The organism is Caulobacter sp. Root343, assembly GCF_001425745.1.
GTDB lineage: Bacteria > Pseudomonadota > Alphaproteobacteria > Caulobacterales > Caulobacteraceae > Caulobacter.
The window spans coordinates 293630-318359 of the sequence record NZ_LMDF01000007.1 but is presented as its reverse complement, the minus strand read 5'-3'; the positions used below and the strand labels follow the sequence as shown (position 1 = coordinate 318359).

Below are 24730 nucleotides of genomic sequence, written 5' to 3'. Positions count from 1 at the left end.
AGAATGGTTTCGGCAACGCTCTATGTTGCTGAAGACTTGAGTTGCCGATAGCGCACGCCATGTAGCGGACATGACCCGTCCCGCTTACCCCCCGTTCTCCGTTCTGGATCTCGCGCCTGTTCCGCAAGGGACGCCGGTCGGCCAGGCTCTCCACAACAGCCTGGACTTGGCGCGCCACGCCGAAACCCTCGGCTTCCACCGCTACTGGCTGGCCGAGCATCACAACATGCCGGGCATCGCCAGCGCCGCGACGGCCGTGGTGATCGGTCATGTGGCCGGCGGCACCTCGACGATTCGGGTCGGTTCGGGCGGCGTCATGCTGCCCAACCACGCGCCGTTGATGGTGGCCGAGCAGTTCGGCACCTTGGCCGCCCTATATCCCGGCCGCATCGACCTGGGCCTGGGCCGCGCGCCGGGCACGGACCAGGCGACCATGCGGGCGCTGCGCCGCTACGCGGGCGCCGTCGATTCGTTCGCCCAGGACGTCGTCGAGCTGCAGCACTGGTTCAAGCCGGCCGAGCCGGACCAGAACGTCCGCGCCGTGCCGGGCGAAGGCCAGGACGTGCCGATCTGGCTGCTCGGCTCCTCGACCTGGAGCGCGCAGCTGGCCGCCGCGTTGGGGCTGCCCTTCGCCTTCGCCGCCCACTTCGCGCCCGACTCGCTGCTGGACGCCCTCCTCCTCTATCGCCGCCACTTCAAGCCGTCGGAGACGCTGGACAAGCCCTACGCCATGGTCTGCATCGGCGTATGCGCTGCCGATACCGACGCTGAGGCGACGCGCCTCTCGACCTCGACCCAGCAGCAGTTCCTAGCGCTGCGGCGCGGCCGTCCGGGCCTGTTGCCGCCGCCGGTCGACGATATCCGCGAGCACGCCTCCCCTGCCGAGCTGGCGGGCCTGGACCACACCTTCCAATACGCGGCCATCGGTTCGCCCGAGACGGTTCGGCGCAAGATCGATCAGGTGCTGGAGATGACCAGGGCCGACGAGCTGATGGCCGCGTCCCAGATCTACGACCACGGCGCGCGCAAGCGCAGCTACGAGATCTTGGCCAGCCTGCGAGCCTAGTGGTCGCGAAGCTGCGGCTGGCCGCCGAACGCCCGGTGGCCGCTTAAGGCCCCGTAGATCGCGCAAAGCTGGCCGAAGACGGCGTCCCAGCCGTGCCGCTCGACCGCGCGACGCCGGGCCGCCGCGCCGACCGCGGCGATGTCGCGGGCGAACAGGGCCTCGATCGCCTCGGCGAAGGCGGCCGGTTCCGATTCCGTGGCCAGCTGTCCGACCTCTTCGTCGACGGATTCGGCCACGCCGCCGGCGGCGACGCCGACCACGGGCAGGCCACAGGCCATGGCTTCCAGTACGATCAGGCCGAACGGCTCGTTGTCGTTGGCGTGGACGAAGGCGTCACAGCTCGCCAGCACTGCGGCCAGCTCGGCCGGATCGCGGACATAGTCCAGGCAGATCGCTCGGTCGCTGACCGGCGCTCCGCCACCAGCCCCAACAAACAGCAGCTTGTACGGCGCGCCCAGCCGCTCGACCGCCGCGACCAGCACCTCCAGCCGCTTCTCGCGCGCCGGCCGGCCGGCGAAGACCAGCAGGCGCTCGCCCGGTGAAACGCCAAGCCGTCGCCGCAGGGCGTCCCGATCGGCGCGGGAGGGATGAAACAGCTCGGTGTCGACGCCCAGCGGCAGGCCGATGGCGTTGTGGACACCCGCCTCGATCAAGCGGCCGGCGATGAAACGGCTGGGCGCCACCGCCTGGTCAAACTGGCGATAGATCGCCGCCCAGCGCTTCTGGACCGGCTTCTCGGCCCATTCGCCGATATGTAGCGCCGCCAGGGCGCCGAGATCGGTGTGGCAGAACCCGACGACCGGCACGCCCAGGGCGTCGCCGGCGCGGAGGGCGGCCAGACCCGGCGTGTAGGGATCGCCAGCCTCGATGACGTCAGGCCGCTGGCGGATCAGCCGTTCCATCCACGCCTGCTTGACCACGGGCCAGCGATAGCCGGCCCCGAACGGCAGTGGCGCGGCATAGATCGAGACCCGCCCTCGCCCGTCGTATGAATCGCGCGCGCCCGGCACCACCAGCGTGTGACGGACGTCCGGGCGGTTGGCCGACAGCCAGGCGCGTTTGGAAGACAGATAGCGGCGCACCCCACCACTGCGCGGAGCGTACAGCATGGTCGTGTCGACGAGGCGTACGGTGTCGTCAGTCGGCGGATCGATCTCGCGAGAAAAACCACGCAGGCCAAGTGGCCGGTCCGATCTCGTGTCCGTCACGCCGATTCCTCATCGATACTCCAGGCCACCCCATTCGGCCCCGGAACGATAAAGCTTTTGCGACGCTCACGGTTCCTCGCCGTTTCCGGACGATTTCAGCGTCACGCCGCGCCGGCCCAAGGCCTCGCGTAGCAATACCTCGACTTGCGCATTCACGCTACGCAACTCCGCGCCGGCCAGCCGTTCGACGGCGGCCAGCACCTCCGGGCGAACGCGCATCAGGAATGCACGGCGTCCGCCCTTGGCGTCGCTCGGATCGCCCGCCACGTCAGCCGTACAGGGTGCCGGTGTTGACCACGGGCTGGGCCTCGCGGTCCGCGCACAGCACCACCAGAAGATTGGACACCATCGAGGCCCGGCGGTCGTCATCGAGCGTGACAACGCCTCGCTCGCTGAGCTGGCTGAGAGCGCTCTCGACCATATCGACGGCGCCGGCCACGATCGTGCGGCGCGCGGCCAGCACCGCCTCGGCCTGCTGGCGCTTCAGCATCGAGCCGGCGATCTCGGGAGCATAGGCCAGGTGCATCAGATGGGCCTCGTCGATGGCGACGCCAGCCACCGCGATGCGCTGCTGCAGGTCCTTCTGCAGGCGATCGCCGACCTCTTCGGCGTGGGCGCGCAGAGTGGGTTCGCCCTCCTCCGCGTGGTCATAGGCATAGTGCGAGGCGACTTCCCGCAGGCCGGTCTCGATCTGGATGTTCACGAAGGCGATATAGTCGTCGACGTCGAACAGGGCCTGGGCCGAATCCTGGACCCGCCAGACGATGTTGGCGGCGATCTCGATCGGGTTGCCGCGCTTGTCGTTCACCTTCAGCATCTCACTGGTGACGTTGCGGACCCGCAAGCTGATCTTCTTGCGACCGTACCAGGGCAGGATCCAGCGCAGCCCCGTACGGCGATCGGTGCCGACATAGGTCCCGAACAGCGTGATGACATAGGCCTCGTTTGGTTGCAGCGAATAGAAGCCGCACGAAACCATGGCGAACAGGAAGACCAGCAGAGCGCCCAAACCTGCATAGACCGCGCCGTCATCTCGAGCCTGGATGAAGGCCCAGATCCCGGCGGCCAGCAGGACCGGAAGCGCGAGCAGCGGCAGGCCGCCGCCCATGCCGCCGTGCGGCCGCTCCGTCGTCGGGTTGATGGTGCGAGTCTCGGGCATGACGCTCCTCCAGCGTTGATACCGAAATGATATCACTTTGGTAGCAGCCCGCAATGGGAAGCGTGAGCATGAGCCATCGACCCGCGGCGTGGGCCGCGGAGGCTGGGGTCACAGATCTGGAGGAGGATGGTGGGCAGTGAGGGGATCGAACCCCCGACCCTCTCGGTGTAAACGAGACGCTCTACCGCTGAGCTAACTGCCCTCTCGATCGCCGGCGCTTCTAACCGCCCGGCGCGTCCGCGCATAGCGCGAAAACGAAAAGGCGGAGCGCCAGCCCCCTGGCGCCCCGCCTCCGTTAAGCGGAAAACTGTTTAGCCGTTCAGCGAGGACTTCAGGCCTTCGCCAACCTGGAAGCGCGCGGTCTTCGACGCGGGTCGGTTCACCGTCTCGCCGGTGCGCGGATTGCGGGCGGTGCCGGCGGCGCGGGTCACGGCCTTGAACGTGCCGAAACCGACCAGGCGAACGTCCTGACCCGACTTCAACGAGTCGGTGACGGCGTCGATAAAGGCTTCCAGAGCGTCCTTGGCCTGGTTCTTGTTGATGCCCGCCTTTTCGGCGATCGCCGTAACGAGTTCGGCTTTTGTGGTCATGTTTTTCTCCCAGCCTGAGCGGCGACGCGTTCTTGTGCTTACGGCGCTACGCTCGGCGGGGATTATGGCGGTTGAAAATGCCTCGTCAAACGCGAGCGGCGCGGGAATCTCCCGCGCCGCATAAGTTATCAACGATAACTTGCGTCTAGTGGGTCAATACGGCGTCGCTATCGCCCTCGTCTTTCTTCGCACTCGCAGCAATCGGCTCCTCGGCTTCGTTCCACTCGACCGGAGTCAGAGGGCCCGTGAGGGCGTGCTTGAGCACCTCGTCCATGGTCGAGACCGGGATGATTTCCAGTCCAACCTTGACGCTCTGAGGCACGTCCACGAGATCCTTCTCGTTTTCCTGCGGGATCAGAACCGTCTTGACGCCCGACCGCAGGGCCGCCAGCAGCTTTTCCTTCAGGCCGCCGATGGCGGTGACCCGGCCGCGCAGGGTGATCTCGCCAGTCATGGCGATATCCTTGCGGATCGGGATCCCCGTCAGCACCGAGACGATGGCCAGACCCATGGCCGCGCCGGCCGACGGACCGTCCTTGGGCGTAGCGCCGTCCGGCACGTGGATGTGCACGTCGGTCTTTTCGAAGATCGGCGGCTTGATGCCGAACTGCACCGACCGCGAGCGGACGTAGCTGTTGGCCGCCGAGATCGACTCCTTCATCACCTCCTTGAGGTTGCCGGTGATCGACATGCGACCCTTGCCCGGCATCTTCACGGCTTCGATGGTCAGGATGTCGCCGCCGAACTCCGTCCACGCCAGACCGGTGACGATGCCGACCTGGTCGACCTCGTCGGTCTCGCCGTAGCGGTACTTCTTGACGCCCGCGTACTTGGCCAGGCGCTCGTCGTCGATCGTGATCGTGGTCAGCTTCTCGCGGGCCAGGTCCCGGACCGTCTTGCGCGCCAGGGCGCCCAGTTCCCGCTCCAGCGACCGCACGCCGGCTTCCCGGGTGTAGTAGCGGATCAGGTCGCGGATCGCCTTGTCCGGGACGACGAACTCGGCCGGCTTCAGGCCATGGTCCTTCGACAGCTTCGGCAGGATGTGCCGCTTGGCGATCTCCAGCTTCTCATCCTCGGTGTAGCCGGGGATGCGGATGATCTCCATGCGGTCCAGCAGCGGCTGGGGCATGTTGAGGCTGTTGGCCGTCGTGACGAACATCACCTGGCTCAGGTCGTAGTCGACCTCCAGATAGTGGTCGCCGAAGGTCGAGTTCTGGGACGGATCGAGCACTTCGAGCAGGGCCGAGGCGGGGTCGCCGCGGTAGTCGCTGCCCATCTTGTCGATCTCGTCCAGCAGGACGAAGGCGTTGGTCGTCTTGGCCTTCTTCATCGACTGGATGACCTTGCCGGGCATCGAACCGATGTAGGTGCGGCGGTGACCGCGGATCTCGGCCTCATCACGCACGCCGCCGAGGCTCATGCGCACGAACTCGCGACCGGTCGCCTTGGCCAGCGACTTGCCCAGGGACGTCTTGCCGACGCCGGGAGGGCCGACGAGGCACAGGATCGGGCCCTTCAGCGAGTTGGTCCGGGCCTGGACGGCCAGGTACTCAAGGATCCGTTCCTTGACCTTGTCGAGGCCGTAGTGGTCGGCGTCGAGGATCTCCTCGGCTTCCGGCAGGTCGATCTTCTTGGTCTTGGCCTTGCCCCACGGGATCGACAGCAGCCAGTCCAGATAGTTGCGGACAACGGTGCTCTCGGCCGACATCGGGCTCATGTTGCGCAGCTTCTTCAGCTCGCTCTCGGCCTTGGTGCGGGCTTCCTTGGAAAGCTTGGTCTTCTTGATGCGCTTTTCGAGGTCGATCAGCTCGTCGCGCGAGTCGTCCGGGTCGCCCAGCTCGCGCTGGATCGCCTTCATCTGTTCGTTCAGATAGTACTCGCGCTGGGTCTTCTCCATCTGGCGCTTCACGCGCGAGCGGATCTTCTTCTCGACCTGCAGCACCGAGATCTCGCCCTCCATCAGGGCGAAGACCTTTTCCAGGCGCTTCACGACGTCGAAGATTTCCAGCAGGTGCTGCTTGTCGCCGATTTTCACCGACAGGTGGGCGGCGATGCTGTCGGCCAGCTTGCCCGGCTCGGCGATCTGCGGGATCGACGCCAGGGCCTCCGGCGGCACCTTCTTGTTCAGTTTGACGTAGTTTTCGAATTGCTCGACGACGGCGCGCGACAGAGCTTCGGCCTCGGGGCCGACGCCTTCGTCCTCGCTGACCTCGCCGATCTGGGCTTCGTAGTAGGATTCCTGGTCGGTGAAGGCCACGACCGCGGCGCGGCCCTTGCCCTCGACCAGCACCTTCACGGTGCCGTCGGGCAGCTTCAACAGCTGCAGGACGGTGGCCAACACGCCGACGTCGAAGATGTCGCCCGGCGCCGGATCATCGTCGGCCGAGTTCTTCTGGGTCACCAGAAGGATCTGCTTGTCGCCGCGCATGACCTCTTCGAGGGCGCGCACGGACTTGTCGCGCCCGACGAAGAGCGGCACCACCATGTGCGGGAACACAACGATATCCCGCAGCGGCAAGACAGGAAGCGTACGTAGTTCGGACATGTGCTCAATACTCCCGGCCTGAGCGCCACTGGCGCTCGGCCATGCGGGCCGCCGTAACATCAGACGATGCGCCTGAGTCGAACGACCCGTCCGCCCGGGACTGGGCGAATGGTCGTTATTTATGTGGACGTTTTACAACACGGTTCAAGCGTACTCGCCCAACAGCGGCGACAGGTCGCGCGTGTGTGGCAAAGCTGAAGTGGATATGCCCCTCCCCGGCCCAAGGGAGGCAAGATCATCCAAGACACTGGCATTCCAAGCCTTTCACTCGCTCGCGCTTGGCGTGGCGCCGAAGCCTCACCAGTCGTCTCGCGGGTTTACGAAACCGGCTTATCCACGAAAAAGGCGCGCCTTCGTTCAAAAGGCGCGCCCCGTTTTCGTGGTGAAGTCGCGGTTTAGGCCGAAGCCGCCCCGCCCTTCTTCTCGGCGTAGATCAGCAGCGGCTGAGCCCGGCCTTCGACGACCTCGGCATTGACCACCACTTCCTCGACGCCCTCGTAGTTGGGCAGCTCGAACATGGTCTCCAGCAGGATGCCTTCCATGATCGAGCGCAGGCCCCGCGCACCGGTCTTGCGAAGGATGGCCTTCTTGGCGACGCCGTGCAGGGCGTCCTCCGTGAAGGTCAGGCCGATGTTCTCCATCTCGAACAGGCGCTGGTACTGCTTGACGAAGGCGTTCTTCGGCTCGGTCAGGATCTTGACCAGGGCGACCTCGTCGAGGTCTTCCAGGGTCGCGACCACCGGCAGACGGCCGATGAATTCCGGGATCAGGCCGAAGCGCTGCAGGTCGTCCGGTTCGACGTTCCGCAGGATCTCGCCCGTACGACGGTCTTCCGGATCGGCCACCTTGGCGCCGAAGCCGATCGACTTGGCCGCGCCGCGCGCCGAGATGATCTTCTCGAGCCCGGCGAAGGCGCCGCCGCAGATGAACAGGATGTTCGTCGTGTCGACCTGCAGGAACTCCTGCTGCGGATGCTTGCGCCCGCCTTGCGGCGGCACGGAGGCGACAGTGCCTTCCATGATCTTCAGCAGGGCTTGCTGCACGCCTTCACCCGACACGTCACGGGTGATCGACGGGTTGTCGGACTTGCGGCTGATCTTGTCGATTTCATCGATGTAAACGATGCCGCGCTGGGCCCGCTCGACGTTGTAGTCGGCGGCTTGCAGCAGCTTCAGCACGATGTTCTCGACGTCCTCGCCGACATAACCGGCTTCGGTCAGCGTCGTGGCGTCGGCCATCGTGAACGGCACGTCGATGATTCGAGCCAGGGTCTGGGCCAGCAGCGTCTTGCCCGTACCGGTCGGACCGACCAGCAGGATGTTCGACTTGGCCAGCTCGACGTCGTTGTTCTTCGAGGCGTGGTTCAGGCGCTTGTAGTGGTTGTGAACAGCAACCGCGAGCACCTTCTTGGCGTGACCTTGGCCGATCACGTAATCGTCCAAGACTTCGCAGATCTCGCGCGGCGTCGGGACGCCGTCCTTGGACTTCACGAAAGCGATCTTGTGCTCTTCGCGAATGATATCCATGCAGAGCTCGACGCATTCATCACAAATGAACACCGTCGGTCCCGCGATGAGCTTGCGCACCTCATGTTGGCTCTTTCCGCAGAAAGAACAGTAGAGAGTGCTTTTCGTGTCGCCGCTCGCGGCTTTCGTCATGATCGCTTCTCACACTATGGCGGCTTACGGCTTAACGCCGAGACGCCCCTCCGAGCGCATACACCGCCACCGAAGCAGACAGGATATACGCCGGGAGTTGTCTAATCCTTGACATTCCCCGATCCGGGCTCGGTTCACAAGCCTTGGCGGCGCCTTTCCCGCCTCAAACGCTCGAACCCGACGATCGTGTCATGACCTCGTCATCTAAATTGGGCGATTGGCGCTCCGGCGCAAGCGTCGGACGTCTTAGCCCTTACGGCGGCGGCTCGAAGACCGTATGACCGAGGCTAGAATCGTATGGAACGGAGCGTGCGGCGCACGCTCGCATGGAAGATCGATGGCGAAGCGTTCGTTGATGGCCAAGGGTTTGAGCGCGTCGCGCCCAATGACCGGCGAGATGGGCCATGAACCCGCCCTGGTGGCCTTCGACTTCGACGGCACCCTGACCGTGAAGGACAGCTTCAACGCGTTCCTCAAGTGGCGCGCCGGGCCCCGCAAGTGGACGCGCGGCGTCATCCGCCTGACGCCGGCTCTGATCACCTACGTGTTCGATCGCAACCGCACCAAGCTCAAGGCCGCCGCGGTGCGGGAGTTCATGAAGGGCGCGACCGTCAGTCAGATCGAGGCCGACGCCCGCGCCTTCGCCGAAGCCTTCGCCCCGTCCCTGCTGCGCCCCGACGCCCTGGCTGTCTGGCGCGGCTGGCGAGCCAAGGGAGCCAAGATGGTCATAGTCACCGCCTCCCCCGAGATCACCGTCGCGCCGTTCGCACGCGGTCTCGGCGCCGATCTTCTGATCGGCACGCGTCTGATGTGCTCGGAGGACGGCCGCATCCTCGGCGGTCTCGACGGGAACAATTGCCGGGCCAAGGAAAAGGTCGCGCGCCTGCGCGAGGTCTTCGGTCCCGACGTCCACCTGACGGCCGCCTATGGCGACACCTCCGGCGACACCGAGATGCTGGCGATCGCCGACGAGAAGGGCTACCGCATCTTCCGGGGCAAGCCGGACACCTGAGCCGATTTGCCGCAGGCGAGCGGACAAGAAAAAAGCCGCCGATCCTGAGATCGGCGGCTTTCTCGTTTCAGCGAAGCTTCGTCTATTCAGCGATGTCCGGGCCGTCGCGGCTTTCGTTGATGTGGTCGATCAGACCCCAGTCCTTGGCTTCTTCAGCGCTCATGAAGTGGTCGCGGTCCAGAGTGCGCTCGACCTCTTCGTAGGTGCGGCCGCAATGCTTGACGTAGATCTCGTTCAGGCGACGCTTGGTCTTGATGATGTCTTCGGCGTGGCGCTCGATGTCCGAGGCCTGGCCGCGGAAGCCGCCCGAGGGCTGGTGCACCATGATGCGCGAGTTGGGCAGGCTGATGCGCTGACCGGCGGCGCCGGCGCACAGCAGCAGACTGCCCATCGAGGCGGCCATGCCCATGCACACCGTCGAGACCGGGCTCTTGATGTATTGCATGGTGTCGTAGATCGCGAGGCCAGCCGTCACCACGCCGCCCGGCGAGTTGATGTACATGGCGATCTCTTTCTTGGGGTTCTCCGACTCCAGGAACAGCAGCTGGGCGCAGATCAGGCTGGCCATGCCGTCCTCGACGGGACCGGTCAGGAAGATGATCCGCTCCTTCAGCAGGCGAGAGAAGATGTCGAACGCGCGCTCGCCGCGGCTGGTCTGCTCGACCACCATCGGAACGAGGTTCATCGCCGTCGCCATCGGATCGTACATCATGGGGATCACCCTTTTCGTGTGTCTGGGCGCGCGAAAACGAATCAGCCCCCGGCGCGCCGTCGCTATCGCATATCGCGTGGCGCTTAACAGGTTGCAAGGAGCCGGCCGGTTCCAACCGATACGAAAAAGGCGCGGCCCTCGCGAGCCGCGCCTTGATCGTTTCAGCTCGGCGAGCTTAGCCGCCGTAGCCTTCCGGCAGGTCGTCTTCTTCCAGGAGCTCGTCCTTGGAGACTTCCTTTTCCTCGACCTTGGCCTTGCCGAAGATCAGGTCGACGACCTTGTCTTCGTAGATCGGGGCGCGCAGGGCGGCCTGCAGGTCGGCGCGCTGGCGGTACATGTCGAACACCTGCTGGGCTTGCGCGCCGTACTGGCGAGCTTCGCGCATGATGGCGTCGGTCAGCTCCTGGTCGGTGACGACCACGTCGTTCTTGCGGCCAATTTCGGCCAGCACCAGACCCAGGCGCACGCGGCGCTCAGCGATCTTGCGGTACTCGTCCTTCAGCTGGTCTTCCGACTTCTCGGCGTCTTCCGGCGGCAGGCCGCCACGGGCCTTGTCGGCCTCGACCTGTTGCCAGATGCCGGCGAACTCGGCGTCGACCATGCGCGGCGGCAGCGGGAAGTCGTGCTTGGTGTCCAGCACGTCCAGCAGGGCGCGCTTCAGCTTGAAGCGCGAGCTGTTGTCGTAGCGGCCGGCCAAGTTCGAGCGCAGCAGGTCCTTCAGGGCGGCCAGATCCGACAGACCCAGGCGCTTGGCCAGTTCGTCGTCGGCCTTGCCGTCGACCGGGGCGCGGACTTCGGTCACCTTGGTGGCGAACTCGGCGTCCTTACCGGCCAGATCCTTGGCCTGATATTCTTCCGGGAACTTCACCTTCACGACGAGTTCGTCGCCCGGCTTGGCGCCGACCAGCTGCTCTTCGAAGCCCGGGATGAACTGGCCCGAACCCAGGACTAGTTCAGCGCCTTCGGCCTTGCCGCCGGCGAATTCGACGCCGTCGACCGTACCGACGAAGTCGATCAGCAGTTGGTCGCCATCCTTAGCCTTCAGGCTCTTGCCGGTGCGCGGCTCATAGGTGCGAGCCTGCTTGGCCAGCTCGTCCAGCGACTCGTCGACCTCGGCGTCGGTGACCTTGTAGACCGGCTTGGTCAGCTCGATCGAGGCCGGGTCGATCGGTTCGAAATCGGGCATGACCTCGACGGCCAGCTCGAACGCCAGGTCTTCACCGCCGGCGATGACCTTTTCCATGTCCGACGACGGGTTCAGCTCGGGCTGACCGGCCGGACGCAGCTTGTTCTCTTCGAGGACCTTCTGGGTGGTCTCGTTCAACGCCTGCTCGACGACTTCGCCCATCAGGGCCTTGCCGTACATGCGACGGACGTGAGCGGTCGGCACCTTGCCGGGGCGGAAGCCCTTCACGTTCATCTGCGGAGCGACTTCGGCGATCCGCGCATCCAGGCGCGTGGCCAGTTCACTCGCGGGCACCGTAACGCCAAAAACGCGGCTAAGGCCTTCGCCCGACTTTTCAACGATCTGCATCGACATTCTTAAATTCTCGGGTCGAAGCGCCAAGCGCCCGATCTCCGCCCTGGGGTCCAAAAGATCGACGCCGCCCGCGAGGCCGGGGCGGCGAAAGAGCGCCCTTATGTCACGACGTGCGCGAGCATCCAAGAGCGGGATAGGTAAAACTCGTGACGGCCCCCAACGGTCATGGGCGAAGCCATCACGAGCTGTCTGGTGCGGATGAGAGGACTCGAACCCCCTACCCAGCGTACCTGAGCGGGTCGGAGCGTATATAGAGTGCCGGCCGGCTTGAGCGGAGCCACGCTCGAACACGCTGCGATACGCTCAATCGTCCCCGGAATTGTCCCCAGACAGCGTTCGAGGTTGACTCAGGCGGCTCTTCGGAATGAGAACATATGCGGAACACGCCATGTCCTCGCCGCCCACCCTTTCCAGCCTTCTCACTTATCAGCAGCGCCTTCACATCGACTGCTGCCGGTGCCCGCACAAGCTCGAGTTGACGCCCGAAGCGGCTATCGCGACGTTCGGCGCCGACATGACGTTCGTGCGCCTGCGGCGAATCCTGCGCTGCACGGAGTGCAACGCCCGCGGCCGGGATCGCGAGATTTCTGTCTACCCAGATATCAACGACTACTACGCTTGGTGCGACCGTCAGAAGTACGCCCGCGAGGTCGAGAAGTACGGCCAGGCGGAGGCTGACCGATGGTGGAACGGGCGCGGCGCGAACCTGCTGCGTCAGTAGAATACAGCTAGCCGAGCGCCGATCCTATAGTTAGCGTCCGAGCCGCATAGTCCGAGGCCCCCGACATGTGCAACATCGAAGAGCTGTACTACGACATTTTCGGCTGGGCGCAGGCCCACGAGGACTTGCTGAAGAAGAGCCTCACCCTCCCCCGCGGCACGCGGATCCAAGAGGCAAACATCGACCTCTCCTACAAGCAGTTCACCTATCCCAACTATTCGAAGCCGACTGTGCGCCTGAGCGAAGACGGCGGCCATGAGATCCATTTCGCCCGATGGGGCATGCCCTCGTCAGGCAAACGCATGATGGAGTTGGTGAAGAAACGGACCGCGCGCCTGGACGAGAAGGGCGTCGCGTACGACTTCAAGACCCTGTTGAGGGAAGAGCCGGATCCTGGCGTCACCAACGTCCGAGACCTGGATAACGCCCATTGGCGGCGTTGGCAGGGTGTCGAGAACCGCTGCCTTGTGCCCATCACCGCGTTCTGCGAGCCCGACCAGGATTTCGAAAGGACCGGCAAGCCAATCTGGTTCGCCGAGGTCGGTGAGCGCCGCTTGGCCTACTTCGCGGGCATATGGACACCCCACGCATGCGTGAAGACGAAGAAGGCCGGCTGGGAGGAGATGGAGGTCTATGCCTTCTTGACTACCGACGCCAACGACGTCGTTCGGCCCTATCACAAGAAGGCGATGCCTGTGTTTTTGCGCACGCCAGAAGAGATCGACACATGGCTGCGGGCTCCATGGGAGGAAGCGCGCGGCCTGCAGCGATCGCTCCCCAGCGATGAACTCCAGTTGATCGACCCTCCGCCGGCGCGGGCGGCCGCCTAGTTCCGCTGCTCGAGATCCCTGTACGGCTGCCCTCGGCCGCCGTCTTCGGCACGATTCAGCACCCCGTCGTCGAACGCGCTGCTGATAAGAACCTGAACGCCACGGTATCTGACGCCGGCCTTCACGCTCTCGCACGTGGTCGGCAGGTCCGTCGGTGACATCTTCACCCATGTCGACGAATTGAAGCTGATCACCCCCGGCAGCAGAGCCACATCGCTCTTGGCGGCGGACTCCGCGGCCATCTGGTCGAGCATCCGGTCAATTTCATCACGCGTCATAGTCGCCATCTAGCCGAGTCGGCTGGTCAGCGCAGCGCGACAACTTCGCCTGCTGGCGGACCGGTCCCGGCCCAGCCACAACGTATCCGACCGTACAGTACCGCATCGTTTTCAGTATTTTTTCAGATAGAAGCGGCGGGTCACTTCCCCGCATATCTATTACTGCCAGGAAGGACCCGTGAATATTGGAGCTATCCAGCCTTCCGACTGATGACGACCAGCGCCAGAAGCTCACGAATACTTCACGTCACTTGCATTTTGTTGTTGACGCGCACTCACCCACGCCTATGTTTCGGGTTGTCAGCGCCGTTCTGGCGTCCTGCATTTGGCAGGGCCGCCGCGGCTCGAGGTCCTGGCCTGGCTCGCATGCGGCGAGCACGTCCAGGACGGCGCAGACACCAAGGCCACGCATGCGGCGTGGTCCAGCAAGGAACGACCAGATGAAGCGCCTGTATCTCCTGGACCTAAACCCTCACGCTAAGGGCTCGGTCGATCGCTTCGCCGTCATGCAGCTGCGTGAGGATGGCACGATGGACCCGCTCTGGGGTGACCTGGGCGAGGGCAAGAGCGTCAACGACAACCCCCGTAAGGCCGCCAAGGCCTGGCCGTACATGGTGTACAGCCCGCGCCCCTCCAGCGGACCGGACAGGTATCCCGCCTTTCACTTCGCCATCCGGGGCTTTGGCATCAACAAGCAGCACGAGCTGGCGGAGGCCTTGGCGCTTAAGCTGGGCGAGGACGTGGAGCTGATCCCGGTGACCGGCTGGAATACCAAATCGGTTATTGGCCGCGTCTCGTAGCCCCTCCGCCTAGCCGCCCCTCCCTGCAGGGGCGGCCTCGCCGAGTGGTTAGCTCGAATGCCCCGCATGCGGCGGGGCCTGGAAAGGAACGACCATGCAAACGCTCACGATCGCCCGTCCTGGCGCCGTCATCACCGCCGAGGCCGCCTTGGCCCTGTACGACCTGGCCGCGACCAGCGGCGCGGCCTCGGCCTATGAAGCCGCCGCCCACGCCCTGGCGAAGGCCCTCCAGCGCCAGAAGGCCCTTTCGGCGAGCATGAGCCGCCCGGCCGCTGTCGCGCCGCTCGGCGCCCCCTGCGAGCCCGCGCCGGCCAAGCCCGTGCGCAAGGCGGCCGCCAGGGCCATCAAGGCCGCCGACGACGCCCTGACCGCCATCTTCACCGCGCCGCGCAGCAAGGCCGCCGCCGGCTCGTTCTGGGTCGTCTGGAACGATGGGTCGGCCACGCGGGTCAGTGGCGTGGTCTACAACGCGACCAAGCCGCAAACCCGGTGGGCGGCGGCGCTGCGCGCGGCGGACCAGCTGCGCCGGACGCGGGCTCGCGATGCCTATGCGGTGCAGCTCGCCGAGATGGCGGCCGACGAGGTTCCGGCCCTGCGCGTCCACACCTCGGCCGGCGTGATGGTCGACTCGCCCGACTGGCAGCGCCTGACCGCAATTCGTCCCATGGCCGCGCTCGCCGCCATCTTCGACGAGGCCAGCGAAGAGATGTTCACCCCTCCGGCCGGCGGCGACTATGGCGCGGGCGACGCCGCCGAGGCGCGGGCGCTGGAGGCCAGGCTTGTCCCGCCGCGCCTGTTCTGGCGCAGCGCCGAGGTTAGGGCCCAAGGCGGCCGGATCTTCCGGGGCCGATCGCCAGGCGCGATGATCGTCTACGAGCGCGCTGGCAGCGTGAAATTGCGCCTGGCCGACATGGACACGGCGGCCTTGGCCTCCATGCGGTCCGGCGCTCGCGAGGCGTTCAGCGACAGCTTGCCGCCGCCCGTCCTGGAGACGGCGGACCTTGGCGATGTCCCGCCGGCCTCGTTCTTCGAACTGGACGGCGCCGCAGTCGTCATCGACAGCGCGGCCGCCGCGAACGACGGCGACAAACGATTCGCCGCTTGCTGGGCCGGCGCCGCCGCTGGAAAACTCATCCGGTGGACCTTCAAGCGCCTGCCCGGCGGCCGTGAGTTCCGCCTGACCGCCACTGACGGCCGTTGCGTGAACGTCGATGGCCAGCGCGCCAGCCTGCTCCGCCTCGCCGTCTGACCATCCAAGCCAATCAGCCCGCCGCCCCTAGAGCCCAATCAGCCCCGCGCATGCGGCGTGGGACAGCAAGGAACGAAACCATGACAGCCGCCCCGCGTACTTTCACAGATAGCGAACGCCACACGATCGCGAACGCGCTCAGCGCCGCCGCCCGGCGCTGGAACGAGTTCGCCGACGAGCTGGCGCGCGTCGACGTCGCCGAGCGATTCCGGAAGCAGGCTGAGGAAGCCGACGCCTTCGCTACGCTGTTCCTGGTCGGAAATATCGCGCCGATCGCCGCTGAGCCGGCGAGCCCGGAAGACCAGTTCCGCACCTTGCTGGCGCAAGGCCTGCTCCCCTCGACCGTCCGTCCGATCATGGCCGAGCAAGACCAAGAGAGCCACGCCGCCTACATTGCCTACGCACGTGAGCGCCTGGCCAGCGTCAAACTTGAGATCGACGACGTGCCGGAAGTGTCTGAGGGTAGCGACGGCTGCTGGGTGGCGGCCTGGGTCTGGATCTCGGACGAACAGGCCGGCGTGACCACCGCCCAGGACGACGAGGAAGGCGGCGACGATGACTGATCGCGACCCCTGGCATATCGGCTTGCTGCCCAGCGACGACGGGCGCACCGTCCGCGACCAGAACGGCCTCACGGTCCTGGTCGCCACCACCGCCCAGGAAGCCCGTCAGCGGGTCCTGGACCACGGAGACGACCCGGACGCCTAGTCCGCCCTGCCCCTACCGCTCAATCAGCCCCCGCATGCGGCGTGGGCCAACAAGGAACGACACCATGGCCATTTTCGTGACCCTGACGCTGCTGGTCGAGGTGAATGACCCGCAAGCGCTCTTCGCGACCGCCTACGCCTACATGAAGGCCGTAGGCTCAGAGGACGGTGAGATATCAGCCCTCCTCGGGTCGGAAGCCGCGCCGGAGGTCGGCGCCTGCTGCGCGATGCTCCTGGACCGGTCGGAACTGCTCGGCGACGGCGCCGAGGTGTCCCAGCACGAAATCGAAGTGGACGACGGCGAAGGCGACGAGGCGGAGGACTGACTATGACCACCGCCCTGTTCAAAGCCATGCAGCCCGTCACGGCTGACCTGTCCCGCCTCCCCCTGCCCGCCTGGTCTCAGGAGAAGCACGATGGAGTCGGCGGCCTGGTGGATCCCGTCGCCGGCCTGGTCTCCAAGGAAAGCCGGCCCATCCCGAACAAGGAAGCCCGCGATTTCCTGTCCCAGCGGGCGCTGGAGGGCCTGCACGGCGAGCTGATCGCCCCCGGCGGGTTCGAGGCTGCCCAGGCGGTGTTCATGGCCTCCAGCGGGCTTCCTCCGGGCTGGCGCTTCATGGTCTTCGACCTGGCCGGGTCTGGCATGCCGTTTATCGACCGCCTCAACGCCGCCGCGCGCATGGTTGACGCCCTCGGCGCCCAAGACGTGGTGTGCATCTCCCGCCCCCGGCGCATCCGCTCCCTGGCCAGCGTTGACGACCACCTGGCCGAGGTCGTGGCGGCCGGCGGCGAGGGGATCGTCCTTCACTGTGGTGACTGGGGCTATCGCGAAGGCAAGGCCTCAGCCACGCGCGGCGAATCCCTGAAGGTCAAGCCGACCGAGGAGGCCGAGGCTGAGATCCTGGAGGTCCGCGCCCGCGAGGACGATCAGGATGCGGCGGGGTCCGTCACGCTCAAGATGGGCGGCCGGGTGTTCTCCGCCCCTGTCGCGATGTCGCGCACCCTGGCGACGCGCCTCCTGACCCTCCGGGCCAATCTGCCCGGCCAGCTGGGCACGGTACGCTACGCCGGCATGACCCGCGACGGCGCCCCGCGCTGCGCCGCGTTCATCGGCGTTCGCCGCGATCTGGCCGCCTAGACCCTACAGCTCAATCAGCCCCGCGCATGCGGCGCGGGCAGACCAAGGAACCACCGCCATGTTGATCAAGTTCTCGCGCATCCCCGGCTATTTCAACCTCGGCCGCAACGGCTCCAGCACCCCGTGCGGCCTGAGCGTCGAATCGTTCGGGCCTGACGATGACATCCGCCTCCAGCCCCTCAACAAGACCGGGTGGCTGACCCGCTGCATGATCTACCTTCCACGCGAAGCGGCCCTTCAGGTGGCGAACGCGATCCTCGATGCGGCCGGGCTCGAGCGCACCACCGTCACGACCACCGCCCAGGAGTTCGAGACGAGGCGGACCGTCGTCCTGTCGACGGCGCATATCCCGCAAGCGACGTGGGAAACCCTGCTCGCTCTCCCGCTGAAGGACTGGCCTGTCTCGGGCGGTCCGACCGGCTGCGGCGCCGTGATCTACGCCCATGAGCACAGCGACCGCGAGATCGACGCCTTCGAAGGTCTCTACGCCCCGCTGGCCTGGGCCCGCTCCCAGGGCTTCGACTACGTGATGTTCGACAACGACGCCGATCCTCGCGACGAGCTGCCCGCCTACGACTTGGACCAGGCGGCCTAATCCGCCCTGACCCTACAGCACAATCAGCCCTGCGCATGCGGCGCGGGAGACCAAGGAACGCCAGATGCGTATGACCACCGCCCAGGCTGTCGAGACCTGCGCCACCCTCGACATCGCGATCGACGATCAAACCCTGGCCGCCATCTGCGCCGGCGCGGTCGTGGTCTACAGCCTGAGCGGCGGCAAGGACTCGGCCGTGGCCGCGCACAAGGCCAACCAACTGCTCGACATGCTCGGCCACCCCAAGGCGCTGCGCCGGGCCATCCATGCTGACCTGGGGCGGATCGAATGGGACGTGACGTTGGACATGGTCCAGTCGATCGCGAGCACGCTCGACGTCCCGTTGATGGTGGTCCGGCACAACAAGCACGACATGATCTCGCGCTGGGAGGCGCGTTTCGCCGAGGGCAAGCGCCGCTACGCCAATCTGGAGGTCTTCAACCTGATCGGCCCCTGGTCGAGCGCGTCGTTGCGGTTCTGCACCGCCGAGATGAAGCAGCAGGTAATCAGTCCCGCCCTCCAAAAGGAATTCCCCGGGCAGACGATCATTTCCGTGGTCGGGATCCGGCGCGAGGAGAGCGCCAGCCGCGCCAACACGCCCATCTCCAAGCCCGAGCCTCGCTGGTGCAAGGACGACGGCACCACGCTGATGACCTGGCACCCGGCGGTCGAGGTGAAGACCGAGGAGGTGTTCGCCTACCACCACCGCCACGATCTGCCGCTTCACCTGGCATATGACGCCGGCTCTTCCCGCTTGGGCTGCTCGTTCTGCGTCCTCCAGCGTCAGGAAGATCAGCGCGCCTCGAACCGTGTCGAGTCCAACCACTGGACCTATCGCCACCTGGTGGAGATGGAGGCGTCGAGCACCTTCAGCTTCCAGCCCACGCGTTGGCTGGCGGACGTCACGCCGCGCTTGCTGGGCGCCGACCTGGTCGAGCGCGTCACCTGGGCCAAGGACAAGGCCGAGGAGCGACGGCGCCTGGAAGCTGAGATCAACATCAAGGGCCTGCGCTACGAGAAGGGCTGGCCCATCCGGGCGCCGACGCAGGCCGAGGCTGAGCGCATTGCCGAGGTGCGGGCGATCATCCTTGGTCACCACAGCCTGGAGAACATCTATCCGACGGCCGGCGACATCATCGCCCGTTTCGAGGATCTGCTGGCCCAGAAGGCGGCGAAGGAAGCGCGCGAGAAGGCCCAGGCCGAGCGCAAGGCGGCCCGCGCCGCCGGCTTCAAGGTCCACGCCGGCTTCAAGGTCCACACCGTCATCCAGGACGCCGAGCGGGTCGAGGTCGAGCTGACCTTCCCGGCCGGCGCTCTGACGTACCCCAAGGCCTAATCCGCCCCAACCCTACAGCCCAATCGGCCCCGCGCATGCGGCGCGGGAGATCAAGGAACTACCGCCATGAGAAAGCGTAACGTTCGCTCCCCCGGAAAAGAAGCTGCCGACGCGATCACCGAACTTTGTGAGCGGCTGATGGACTTCGCCGCGCAAAATGGATCGCCCGAGGCCGCCCAGCTGGCCTCCATCGCCATGTCAGACTCGATAAACTCGCGCAGCGCCTATGAGGCATCCCGGGGCCTCGGCGGCGGGTCCTCCATCGCTTGGAGCCTGCGCAGGGAAGGCAAGCAGCTCCGGGAACGCGCGGTTCAGCGCTACTGGACGGCCATCGAAGCCCTGACGCCTATCCTCAGACAGCCGCCTTTCGGGTCTCGTTGCCTTCCGCATTTGGAAGGCGACTGGAGCTGTCGAGACGCCGAGCACGTACTGTGGGCTGGGAGGTTCAGGTTCACGACAGCCTGCCGCCGGGGTCTACCTCTTCCGTCTCATCCGCCGCTCGCCTGAGCGCTATCTCATCTCAACCTGGAGCATACGCCCATGCCTTCCAAGTCGACCGTTATCCGCCAAGCCCGCGCCGCTGCGAAAGCGGCGGGCGTACCCCTCTATTCGGGCGCCGGAATGGCTACCGTTCGCACGGTCCTAGGCCTTGCCCCGCAAGGCTTTGCGACCACCGCCCAGAGCTGACCGTTTCGGGCGACCGTTCCAAGCCGAACGGTGGACGCGTTTTGCCGAACGGTGGAGCCTTGACCCTCTGCCCTGATCCGCCCCTATTGCCCGTGAAAGTCGAGAGCAGACCATGGACATCCCGCAGACCTATTCGGAGGCCACCGAGCGCACCCTGGCCCTGGGCGCGACGCTGCAAGGCGGCCGGGCGGCCGCCCAGGTCATCTACGACGACGTCGTTTCGGCCGTAGTGGCCGCGACCCGGTGCCGGACCTCCCACGGCTGGGTGAGCTGGAACGTCAACGAGGCCGAGCTGGCCCTGCGCGAGGGCTGGAATGTGTTCTGGGGCGTCTGGATTCAGACGAGCGACATCGAGCAGTCCATGGCCCAACTGGACGGCTACCTCAGCCAGGATCCTGACGCTCGCGCCCTGGGCGGCGCCTTCTACCTCTATGGTTGGCGGCTCGCTCGTGATCGTCAGATGCTGGCCAGCCTCGGCAAGCGTCCGCGGGACCCTTCGGCCTAATCCGCCCCTACCCTATCACCCAGTCTGCCTCGGAGGCGGCCGTGTACCTACTTCCCGAACAGCGCGCGCTGCAGGAACTCACCAAGGAAGGCGATGCGCTTGTCACCGCGGCTGGGATCAAGCATCCGGGCCTCACATGGAGCGGCCACCTCGACGGTCGCCTCTTCGTGCTGATCGCCGTGGATGGCGACTACAGCGTCGCGCACTTTTTCAAGCTGAGCGACTTCCGAGACGCCAGCCAGGGTTACGCCATCGCCGATGAGGCCGTCAGCCAGCTGGTGGTCGCCGTTAACCGCCGGCGCGCGGCTGACGGCAAAGACCCGCTGCCCACGCCGCCGCCCCTTTCCACCGTCCGTTGATCCATCTGCCCCGCAGGCGCGGGGCTTCAGCAAGGAACCACCGCCTATGACCTTCCGCACCCTGATCGGCTCGCGCGGCCGCCCGCTCACCGGGCCCGAGAGCCGCGCCCTGCGCGTCGCCTGCTGCATGGAGCGCCGCCACATCGTCGGCCTGGCCAACGCCCTGCGCGTCCGCGACGTCGAGGTGACCAACAGCCAGGTGGTTTCCTGGGAGCGGTCGAGCCGGGAGGGCTATCCGAACCCGGTGCGGGACGCCCTATGGCGCGTAGAGAGCGCTGTGGAGGGCCTAGCTAAGGATCTCGAGGAGGATGCGCGGCGCGGACGGGGTGAGCATGCGGGGCGCGGCCTCTTGCGCCGGCCGCTGGGCGGTCGCCACGCGCTTCGCCTGCTGCGCCTGCCCGATCACGATCTCCGCTTCGACGAGGCGCAGCTGGAGGCCCTGGACGCCTCGGGCGCCGACTTCTTCACCGCCATGGTGGACGCGGCCATCAGCCGGGCTGCGCAGTGGCTGGCGGCCGACGACTACGAGGTCACGGTCGTCATGGACAAGGAGCCAGTCTGATGAACACCTTCGCGCAAGACCTGAGAAGCGTCGATCCGAGCAAGGATCTCGGTCCGGGCCCGGTGCGGCTCTATGCGAGCTGCCTGTTCGCCAACTGGGGGTTCGCTGACGGCGAGATCCTGGACGACTACTTCGACCGCTGGAACATCGACAAGTTCGCCGAGGTGCAGCCAGGCCCCAACTCTACGGTCTACGACGGGCGCTTTCTGGGCACCGCCACCCTGCAGGAACTGGTGAAGCGCCACCTGCTGCCATTGGCGCCGGAAGGGTTCGGGACCGCCGAGTTCGAGTCGACGCCGCACAACCCGATCCGGGCCGACAGCACCGATGACGGCGAGTGGATCGGCAAGACCGACGCCTGGCCTGGCGACGTCGTGGTCGAGGTCAGCGCCGAGCAGGTGCTTGACGCGATTGTCGGCGCGTGGGCTTCGGTGAACCTACCCAAACTGGGCGCTTGAGCATGTCCACCCTACTCACTGTCGGCGACGTCAGCATCCCGTTCGACGATCATCAGAAGCTGGGCGCCTGGCTCGAGGCGGAACGGACTCAATGGGACTGGATGAACGGTCGCGGCCTGACGCAAAGCGCGTGGAACGCCGCCTCGCAGATGTTCCACGAGCTGAACAACGAGGTGTTGCGCAACGCCCAGAACGGACAACCGCTCCATGTGATTACGCCGCAGGTGGAGTCGCGCTTTCATAGCGGGCCGCTCGTCTATTCCGGTAGCGACGAAGGGCGCCGGATCCTGGAAATACGCCGTAGCGAAGGCGATGAGGCGGCCGTCGCCGCCTACGCCTACTACCGTCAGTTCGTGAGCTTCGGTGAGATACGCGGCATGGCGGCGCTGCGGGGGATCATGGCCTTCGCCTACCCTGCTCGTGTTCCCGTCGACCAGCTGATCAAGGATCTATCCGCCGAAAGAACCCAGTCGCGCCGAACCATGGGCGAGCTGACACGCCGGTTCGAGGTCACGGAGAAGGCCCTGGTCGAGCATTTTGGCAAGGTGCTGAATTCCAGGAAGAAGCTGGCCAACGAAACCATCCGCATAGTGATCTCCCAGGCCAAGGCGGCGATCGCTTCGAAGGAAGATGCCTGGACCGAGATGAAGGTCAGGGTCGACGAGGCCATCCTGCGCATCGACACCACCGAGCTAGCCTATGCCGAAAAGCTCGGGCTCGAGGCTCCGGTGACGTACTGGAAACGCAAGTCTCGCATCCACAAGGCGAAAGAGGCTCAGCACCTACGCATGCTGCGGTTCTACTTCGCCGGCGCGGCCGTCGCGATCCTGTTCGTCTTCTACCAGGCGGCCGACAAGCTCCACGAGCTGATCACCGTGCCGACGCCGGTTCTGATCGTGGTGGGTGCTGGGCTGACGCTGTTCGCCGCCCTGCTGCTGTGGATCGCACGCATCCTGACGCGCCTCTATCTCAGCGAGCACCACCTGCGAACGGACGCCGACGAACGGGCCGTCATGGCCAACGCCTACCTGGCGCTGATCCAGAAGGGCTCGCTGGAGTCGACCGACCGGGCCATCATCCTGCAGGCGCTGTTCCGGCCCTCTGTCGACGGCGTAGTGAAGGACGACGGTCCGCCGGACTTGAACGCAATCGTCGCCCTTTCCAAGATCGGCATGCCGACGCCGACGCGATAGCTCCGCTTGGCCGCTAGAACACGACCCGGACGTAGTCGACGCCTCGCTTATCCATCTCCGCCTCGAGGGCGCTTGCCCACTCCCTGAAGTCCGGATGTTCACGAACATTGGCGGGGTCCACGCCCAGCTCTCGCCGGATCGCCAGATAGCAGTCGAGGATGTAGTTGTCGGACACCTCGGTGATGTAGCTCCAACTGTCGCGCATGGTGGTCGGCCTCCCTTTCATCTTGGATATAGGGCCGTAGCCCACAAACGACAAAAGCGCCCCCGGCCGAAGCCGGGGGCGCTGTGCGTTGTGATCCCAGACCACCGCCTGGGCAGAATAGATCGCCGTGGAGGCCGCTCTACGGCTTGTCGCGGGCGAAGGGCCACCAGCGGCGTCTCTTCCGCTCCACGACCGCGTTGAACGCCAACACCTTCGCGACGACACCGTCGGCTCGCTGTCCTTCGGCCTGCTTGACCGCTTCCTGGGCCAGGCTGAAGTCCAGGAGCGGCCCGATGACGGCCCGGAACAGATAGTCGCGCTCCGCCTTCGCCGAGGCGTCCAACACGGGCTCCAGCGGCGGGAAAGCGGGCTTCTCCGGGTCAGCGGATCGGGTCGTGTCCCCCGCCGTCAGCAGGATCTGCGGCGATCGGGGCGGCGCCGTCGTTTCGCACGCCGTCAAGGCCATCGAGATAGCGACGCAGCCGAACGTCGTAGTCAGCAGTCTGCTGGACCGCATGGCGGGCCTCCTGGGCGGTTTGGTGGATGCGGGCGATGTTGCCTGCCCGCGAGTCGTTGATGGCTGCCCCGTCGGCGTTGATCTGGGCCTGCTGGCCATTGACCTTCGCCTCGGCGCGGGCGGCCGGCAGGGCGTTCCTGCCCAGGCCGAAAGGGTGCTTGACCCAGTCGATGGCCGCGCCGGCGCCGATCAGCACCAGAGCGACCACCGCCAAGGCGGTGCAGATCTTCAGCGCGGCGCCGGTCGGGCCGCTCATGTCGGGCCCGCTTCGCCCTGGTAGCCGATGGGCGTGGCGTAGGCCGGCCCCGGCTTGCCATAGAGCGCGCCGGTCAGGCCGAGCACGGTCAGGCCGAGCACGGCCAGGACGACGCAGGCCAGGCCGGCGAGCACGCCGACGGCCGACTTCTCTCCACTTTTCATGTGACTGTCCTCTCAGGTTGTCGTGGAAGGGACGCGGGTCAGCAGACGGTGAGCTGACCGTGGTGCAGGAAGCCGTGCCAGGTGGGGGTGGCGATCGACCCGGCGCCTGCCGCGCAGGTGTGACCCGCCTTGTCGACGTGCAGGTCGCCGTCTTCCGGCCGACCGTGCCGCACCCAGCACTTGTGCACGTCGTCGTCCGGCATGGTGCAGTTCGACGCTCGGCTGTCGATCATCCACACCGAGCCGTCGGGCAGCCTGCAGACCAGCGACCTGCCGTCGGGGCCGACCCAGTCGCCGCGGCGACCCTCGACCATCCAGAAGGCGTTCCAGACCGCTCCCACCGGGAGGGCCTGATAGCCTTCGAACGCCTCGCCCGTGTCGGTGCGTCGGACCAGCCGCTGATGGTGCACGCTGCGGTTCGCACCGGACCCGAACACGTGGCCGCATCCGCAGGCGGTCGGCCAGCGCTCGTCGCCGGCATACTCGCCTGTGGAGCCACTGGCCGGGATCACCTCCTCGGCCGGGATGGTGATCACCGCCACCCGATCGCTCGAGGCGTCGTGGCGACTGTATTGTCCGGGGAACAGAGGACACGGCGGCATGTCGCCGTCGCAGCTCTCGTAGACCCGCAGCTTGGTGAAGACCTGGTCGGTCGGCTCGCAGAAGAAGACCTTGGTCAT

At 66.1% G+C, this 24730-nt stretch carries 31 protein-coding genes and 1 tRNA gene; 17 read left to right on the top strand and 15 right to left on the bottom strand.

The features are described from left to right. Window positions 1-70: 70 nt before the first annotated feature. Window positions 71-1066 (top strand): LLM class flavin-dependent oxidoreductase, encoded by a 996-nt coding sequence (locus ASC70_RS14175; protein ID WP_056051136.1) that lies wholly within the window; start codon window positions 71-73, stop codon window positions 1064-1066. Here ASC70_RS14175 and ASC70_RS14170 read toward each other — a convergent pair. The 7 genes from ASC70_RS14170 to clpX all read right to left on the bottom strand — a co-directional run bounded on the left by ASC70_RS14170 (window position 1063) and on the right by clpX (window position 8226). Next, on the bottom strand, window positions 1063-2274 hold the full coding sequence (locus ASC70_RS14170) for a glycosyltransferase family 1 protein (RefSeq protein ID WP_056051134.1): 1212 nt from the start codon (window positions 2272-2274) through the stop codon (window positions 1063-1065). The two genes, ASC70_RS14175 and ASC70_RS14170, sit on opposite strands and share 4 nt — an antisense overlap. Window positions 2275-2340: 66 nt before the next feature. Then, window positions 2341-2541, bottom strand: coding sequence for a hypothetical protein (locus tag ASC70_RS14165; protein WP_056051131.1), 201 nt, complete (start codon window positions 2539-2541; stop codon window positions 2341-2343). A 1-nt stretch (window position 2542) separates the two neighbouring features. Continuing rightward, a complete protein-coding gene (locus tag ASC70_RS14160; RefSeq protein ID WP_056051128.1) occupies window positions 2543-3433 on the bottom strand; it encodes an SPFH domain-containing protein in 891 nt (296 codons plus the stop codon). A 127-nt stretch (window positions 3434-3560) separates the two neighbouring features. After that, window positions 3561-3635 (bottom strand) — tRNA-Val (locus ASC70_RS14155). Between the two features lie 109 nt (window positions 3636-3744). Then, window positions 3745-4023: an HU family DNA-binding protein gene (locus ASC70_RS14150; RefSeq protein WP_013079364.1), complete on the bottom strand. Its 279-nt coding sequence runs from the start codon at window positions 4021-4023 to the stop codon at window positions 3745-3747. A gap of 145 nt (window positions 4024-4168) precedes the next feature. Next, complete coding sequence (lon, locus tag ASC70_RS14145) at window positions 4169-6568, bottom strand: endopeptidase La (RefSeq protein WP_056051126.1); 2400 nt, start codon at window positions 6566-6568, stop codon at window positions 4169-4171. 395 nt (window positions 6569-6963) lie between these two features. After that, on the bottom strand, window positions 6964-8226 hold the full coding sequence (gene clpX, locus ASC70_RS14140) for an ATP-dependent protease ATP-binding subunit ClpX (protein ID WP_047405914.1): 1263 nt from the start codon (window positions 8224-8226) through the stop codon (window positions 6964-6966). 337 nt (window positions 8227-8563) lie between these two features. Here clpX and ASC70_RS14135 point away from each other — a divergent pair, with 337 nt between their 5' ends. After that, window positions 8564-9238 carry an HAD-IB family hydrolase gene (locus ASC70_RS14135; RefSeq protein WP_056051123.1) on the top strand — a complete coding sequence of 225 codons (675 nt, stop codon included), beginning with the start codon at window positions 8564-8566 and terminating at the stop codon, window positions 9236-9238. An 82-nt stretch (window positions 9239-9320) separates the two neighbouring features. Here the strand turns inward: ASC70_RS14135 and ASC70_RS14130 are convergent, their stop codons facing one another. Both ASC70_RS14130 and tig read right to left on the bottom strand, forming a co-directional pair. Next, window positions 9321-9959, bottom strand: a complete 639-nt coding sequence (locus ASC70_RS14130; RefSeq protein WP_162247222.1) for an ATP-dependent Clp protease proteolytic subunit — start codon at window positions 9957-9959, stop codon at window positions 9321-9323. A 166-nt stretch (window positions 9960-10125) separates the two neighbouring features. Then, a complete protein-coding gene (tig, locus tag ASC70_RS14125; protein ID WP_304439105.1) occupies window positions 10126-11484 on the bottom strand; it encodes a trigger factor in 1359 nt (452 codons plus the stop codon). A 394-nt stretch (window positions 11485-11878) separates the two neighbouring features. On the opposite strand from tig, the gene ASC70_RS14120 reads away from it, so the two are divergent. Continuing rightward, a complete protein-coding gene (locus ASC70_RS14120) occupies window positions 11879-12211 on the top strand; it encodes a hypothetical protein (RefSeq protein WP_056051118.1) in 333 nt (110 codons plus the stop codon). A gap of 65 nt (window positions 12212-12276) precedes the next feature. After that, window positions 12277-13041, top strand: coding sequence for an SOS response-associated peptidase family protein (locus tag ASC70_RS14115; RefSeq protein ID WP_056051115.1), 765 nt, complete (start codon window positions 12277-12279; stop codon window positions 13039-13041). On the opposite strand, the gene ASC70_RS14110 is transcribed toward ASC70_RS14115, so the two are convergent. Further along, window positions 13038-13319 (bottom strand): hypothetical protein, encoded by a 282-nt coding sequence (locus ASC70_RS14110; protein ID WP_156396219.1) that lies wholly within the window; start codon window positions 13317-13319, stop codon window positions 13038-13040. The two genes, ASC70_RS14115 and ASC70_RS14110, sit on opposite strands and share 4 nt — an antisense overlap. 440 nt (window positions 13320-13759) lie before the next feature. On the opposite strand from ASC70_RS14110, the gene ASC70_RS14105 reads away from it, so the two are divergent. From ASC70_RS14105 to ASC70_RS14050, 13 genes are all read left to right on the top strand, one after another. Further along, window positions 13760-14119 (top strand): hypothetical protein, encoded by a 360-nt coding sequence (locus ASC70_RS14105; RefSeq protein ID WP_056051109.1) that lies wholly within the window; start codon window positions 13760-13762, stop codon window positions 14117-14119. A gap of 94 nt (window positions 14120-14213) precedes the next feature. Then, window positions 14214-15368 (top strand): hypothetical protein, encoded by a 1155-nt coding sequence (locus ASC70_RS14100; RefSeq protein WP_056051107.1) that lies wholly within the window; start codon window positions 14214-14216, stop codon window positions 15366-15368. Between the two features lie 80 nt (window positions 15369-15448). Continuing rightward, window positions 15449-15931 carry a hypothetical protein gene (locus ASC70_RS14095; protein WP_056051103.1) on the top strand — a complete coding sequence of 161 codons (483 nt, stop codon included), beginning with the start codon at window positions 15449-15451 and terminating at the stop codon, window positions 15929-15931. After that, window positions 15924-16076 carry a hypothetical protein gene (locus ASC70_RS25020; protein ID WP_156396218.1) on the top strand — a complete coding sequence of 51 codons (153 nt, stop codon included), beginning with the start codon at window positions 15924-15926 and terminating at the stop codon, window positions 16074-16076. The genes ASC70_RS14095 and ASC70_RS25020 overlap by 8 nt, the downstream gene beginning before the upstream one ends. A gap of 64 nt (window positions 16077-16140) precedes the next feature. After that, a complete protein-coding gene (locus tag ASC70_RS14090; protein ID WP_056051101.1) occupies window positions 16141-16401 on the top strand; it encodes a hypothetical protein in 261 nt (86 codons plus the stop codon). Between the two features lie 2 nt (window positions 16402-16403). Continuing rightward, window positions 16404-17213, top strand: coding sequence for a hypothetical protein (locus ASC70_RS14085; RefSeq protein ID WP_056051098.1), 810 nt, complete (start codon window positions 16404-16406; stop codon window positions 17211-17213). Between the two features lie 58 nt (window positions 17214-17271). Next, window positions 17272-17808 (top strand): hypothetical protein, encoded by a 537-nt coding sequence (locus ASC70_RS14080; protein WP_056051095.1) that lies wholly within the window; start codon window positions 17272-17274, stop codon window positions 17806-17808. A gap of 64 nt (window positions 17809-17872) precedes the next feature. Then, window positions 17873-19144 (top strand): phosphoadenosine phosphosulfate reductase family protein, encoded by a 1272-nt coding sequence (locus ASC70_RS14075; protein ID WP_082547421.1) that lies wholly within the window; start codon window positions 17873-17875, stop codon window positions 19142-19144. Window positions 19145-19943: 799 nt separating this feature from the next. Further along, the gene (locus ASC70_RS14070; protein ID WP_056051093.1) at window positions 19944-20336 is read left to right on the top strand and encodes a hypothetical protein; all 393 of its coding nucleotides are present in this window, start codon (window positions 19944-19946) and stop codon (window positions 20334-20336) included. A 41-nt stretch (window positions 20337-20377) separates the two neighbouring features. Continuing rightward, window positions 20378-20695: a hypothetical protein gene (locus ASC70_RS14065; RefSeq protein ID WP_056051090.1), complete on the top strand. Its 318-nt coding sequence runs from the start codon at window positions 20378-20380 to the stop codon at window positions 20693-20695. 46 nt (window positions 20696-20741) lie between these two features. Next, window positions 20742-21257: a hypothetical protein gene (locus tag ASC70_RS14060; protein WP_056051087.1), complete on the top strand. Its 516-nt coding sequence runs from the start codon at window positions 20742-20744 to the stop codon at window positions 21255-21257. Then, on the top strand, window positions 21257-21715 hold the full coding sequence (locus ASC70_RS14055) for a hypothetical protein (RefSeq protein ID WP_056051084.1): 459 nt from the start codon (window positions 21257-21259) through the stop codon (window positions 21713-21715). The genes ASC70_RS14060 and ASC70_RS14055 overlap by 1 nt, the downstream gene beginning before the upstream one ends. A 2-nt stretch (window positions 21716-21717) precedes the next feature. Continuing rightward, window positions 21718-22908, top strand: coding sequence for a DUF6161 domain-containing protein (locus ASC70_RS14050; RefSeq protein WP_056051081.1), 1191 nt, complete (start codon window positions 21718-21720; stop codon window positions 22906-22908). A 13-nt stretch (window positions 22909-22921) separates the two neighbouring features. On the opposite strand, the gene ASC70_RS14045 is transcribed toward ASC70_RS14050, so the two are convergent. The 5 genes from ASC70_RS14045 to ASC70_RS14030 form a co-directional block, all read right to left on the bottom strand. Continuing rightward, window positions 22922-23113: a hypothetical protein gene (locus ASC70_RS14045; RefSeq protein ID WP_056051080.1), complete on the bottom strand. Its 192-nt coding sequence runs from the start codon at window positions 23111-23113 to the stop codon at window positions 22922-22924. Between the two features lie 139 nt (window positions 23114-23252). Further along, window positions 23253-23456, bottom strand: a complete 204-nt coding sequence (locus tag ASC70_RS14040; RefSeq protein ID WP_056051077.1) for a hypothetical protein — start codon at window positions 23454-23456, stop codon at window positions 23253-23255. Window positions 23457-23493: 37 nt separating this feature from the next. Further along, complete coding sequence (locus ASC70_RS14035; protein WP_056051073.1) at window positions 23494-23886, bottom strand: hypothetical protein; 393 nt, start codon at window positions 23884-23886, stop codon at window positions 23494-23496. Next, complete coding sequence (locus ASC70_RS25015) at window positions 23883-24050, bottom strand: hypothetical protein (protein ID WP_156396217.1); 168 nt, start codon at window positions 24048-24050, stop codon at window positions 23883-23885. The genes ASC70_RS14035 and ASC70_RS25015 overlap by 4 nt, the downstream gene beginning before the upstream one ends. 38 nt (window positions 24051-24088) lie before the next feature. Next, on the bottom strand, window positions 24089-24730 hold the full coding sequence (locus ASC70_RS14030; RefSeq protein WP_056051071.1) for a hypothetical protein: 642 nt from the start codon (window positions 24728-24730) through the stop codon (window positions 24089-24091).

Bases quoted from the DNA above. Each gene is read 5' to 3' on its own strand.
- ASC70_RS14175 (WP_056051136.1), top strand. From the start codon at position 71: ATGACCCGTCCCGCTTACCCCCCGTTCTCCGTTCTGGATCTCGCGCCT.
- ASC70_RS14160 (WP_056051128.1), bottom strand. From the start codon at position 3,433: ATGCCCGAGACTCGCACCATCAACCCGACGACGGAGCGGCCGCACGGC.
- ASC70_RS14150 (WP_013079364.1), bottom strand. From the start codon at position 4,023: ATGACCACAAAAGCCGAACTCGTTACGGCGATCGCCGAAAAGGCGGGC.
- lon (WP_056051126.1), bottom strand. From the start codon at position 6,568: ATGTCCGAACTACGTACGCTTCCTGTCTTGCCGCTGCGGGATATCGTT.
- clpX (WP_047405914.1), bottom strand. From the start codon at position 8,226: ATGACGAAAGCCGCGAGCGGCGACACGAAAAGCACTCTCTACTGTTCT.
- ASC70_RS14135 (WP_056051123.1), top strand. From the start codon at position 8,564: ATGGCGAAGCGTTCGTTGATGGCCAAGGGTTTGAGCGCGTCGCGCCCA.
- tig (WP_304439105.1), bottom strand. From the start codon at position 11,484: ATGCAGATCGTTGAAAAGTCGGGCGAAGGCCTTAGCCGCGTTTTTGGC.
- ASC70_RS14120 (WP_056051118.1), top strand. From the start codon at position 11,879: ATGTCCTCGCCGCCCACCCTTTCCAGCCTTCTCACTTATCAGCAGCGC.
- ASC70_RS14115 (WP_056051115.1), top strand. From the start codon at position 12,277: ATGTGCAACATCGAAGAGCTGTACTACGACATTTTCGGCTGGGCGCAG.
- ASC70_RS14110 (WP_156396219.1), bottom strand. From the start codon at position 13,319: ATGACGCGTGATGAAATTGACCGGATGCTCGACCAGATGGCCGCGGAG.
- ASC70_RS14105 (WP_056051109.1), top strand. From the start codon at position 13,760: ATGAAGCGCCTGTATCTCCTGGACCTAAACCCTCACGCTAAGGGCTCG.
- ASC70_RS14100 (WP_056051107.1), top strand. From the start codon at position 14,214: ATGCAAACGCTCACGATCGCCCGTCCTGGCGCCGTCATCACCGCCGAG.
- ASC70_RS14095 (WP_056051103.1), top strand. From the start codon at position 15,449: ATGACAGCCGCCCCGCGTACTTTCACAGATAGCGAACGCCACACGATC.
- ASC70_RS25020 (WP_156396218.1), top strand. From the start codon at position 15,924: ATGACTGATCGCGACCCCTGGCATATCGGCTTGCTGCCCAGCGACGAC.
- ASC70_RS14090 (WP_056051101.1), top strand. From the start codon at position 16,141: ATGGCCATTTTCGTGACCCTGACGCTGCTGGTCGAGGTGAATGACCCG.
- ASC70_RS14085 (WP_056051098.1), top strand. From the start codon at position 16,404: ATGACCACCGCCCTGTTCAAAGCCATGCAGCCCGTCACGGCTGACCTG.
- ASC70_RS14080 (WP_056051095.1), top strand. From the start codon at position 17,272: ATGTTGATCAAGTTCTCGCGCATCCCCGGCTATTTCAACCTCGGCCGC.
- ASC70_RS14075 (WP_082547421.1), top strand. From the start codon at position 17,873: ATGCGTATGACCACCGCCCAGGCTGTCGAGACCTGCGCCACCCTCGAC.
- ASC70_RS14070 (WP_056051093.1), top strand. From the start codon at position 19,944: ATGGACATCCCGCAGACCTATTCGGAGGCCACCGAGCGCACCCTGGCC.
- ASC70_RS14060 (WP_056051087.1), top strand. From the start codon at position 20,742: ATGACCTTCCGCACCCTGATCGGCTCGCGCGGCCGCCCGCTCACCGGG.
- ASC70_RS14055 (WP_056051084.1), top strand. From the start codon at position 21,257: ATGAACACCTTCGCGCAAGACCTGAGAAGCGTCGATCCGAGCAAGGAT.
- ASC70_RS14050 (WP_056051081.1), top strand. From the start codon at position 21,718: ATGTCCACCCTACTCACTGTCGGCGACGTCAGCATCCCGTTCGACGAT.
- ASC70_RS14045 (WP_056051080.1), bottom strand. From the start codon at position 23,113: ATGCGCGACAGTTGGAGCTACATCACCGAGGTGTCCGACAACTACATC.
- ASC70_RS14035 (WP_056051073.1), bottom strand. From the start codon at position 23,886: ATGAGCGGCCCGACCGGCGCCGCGCTGAAGATCTGCACCGCCTTGGCG.
- ASC70_RS25015 (WP_156396217.1), bottom strand. From the start codon at position 24,050: ATGAAAAGTGGAGAGAAGTCGGCCGTCGGCGTGCTCGCCGGCCTGGCC.
- ASC70_RS14030 (WP_056051071.1), bottom strand. From the start codon at position 24,730: ATGACCAAGGTCTTCTTCTGCGAGCCGACCGACCAGGTCTTCACCAAG.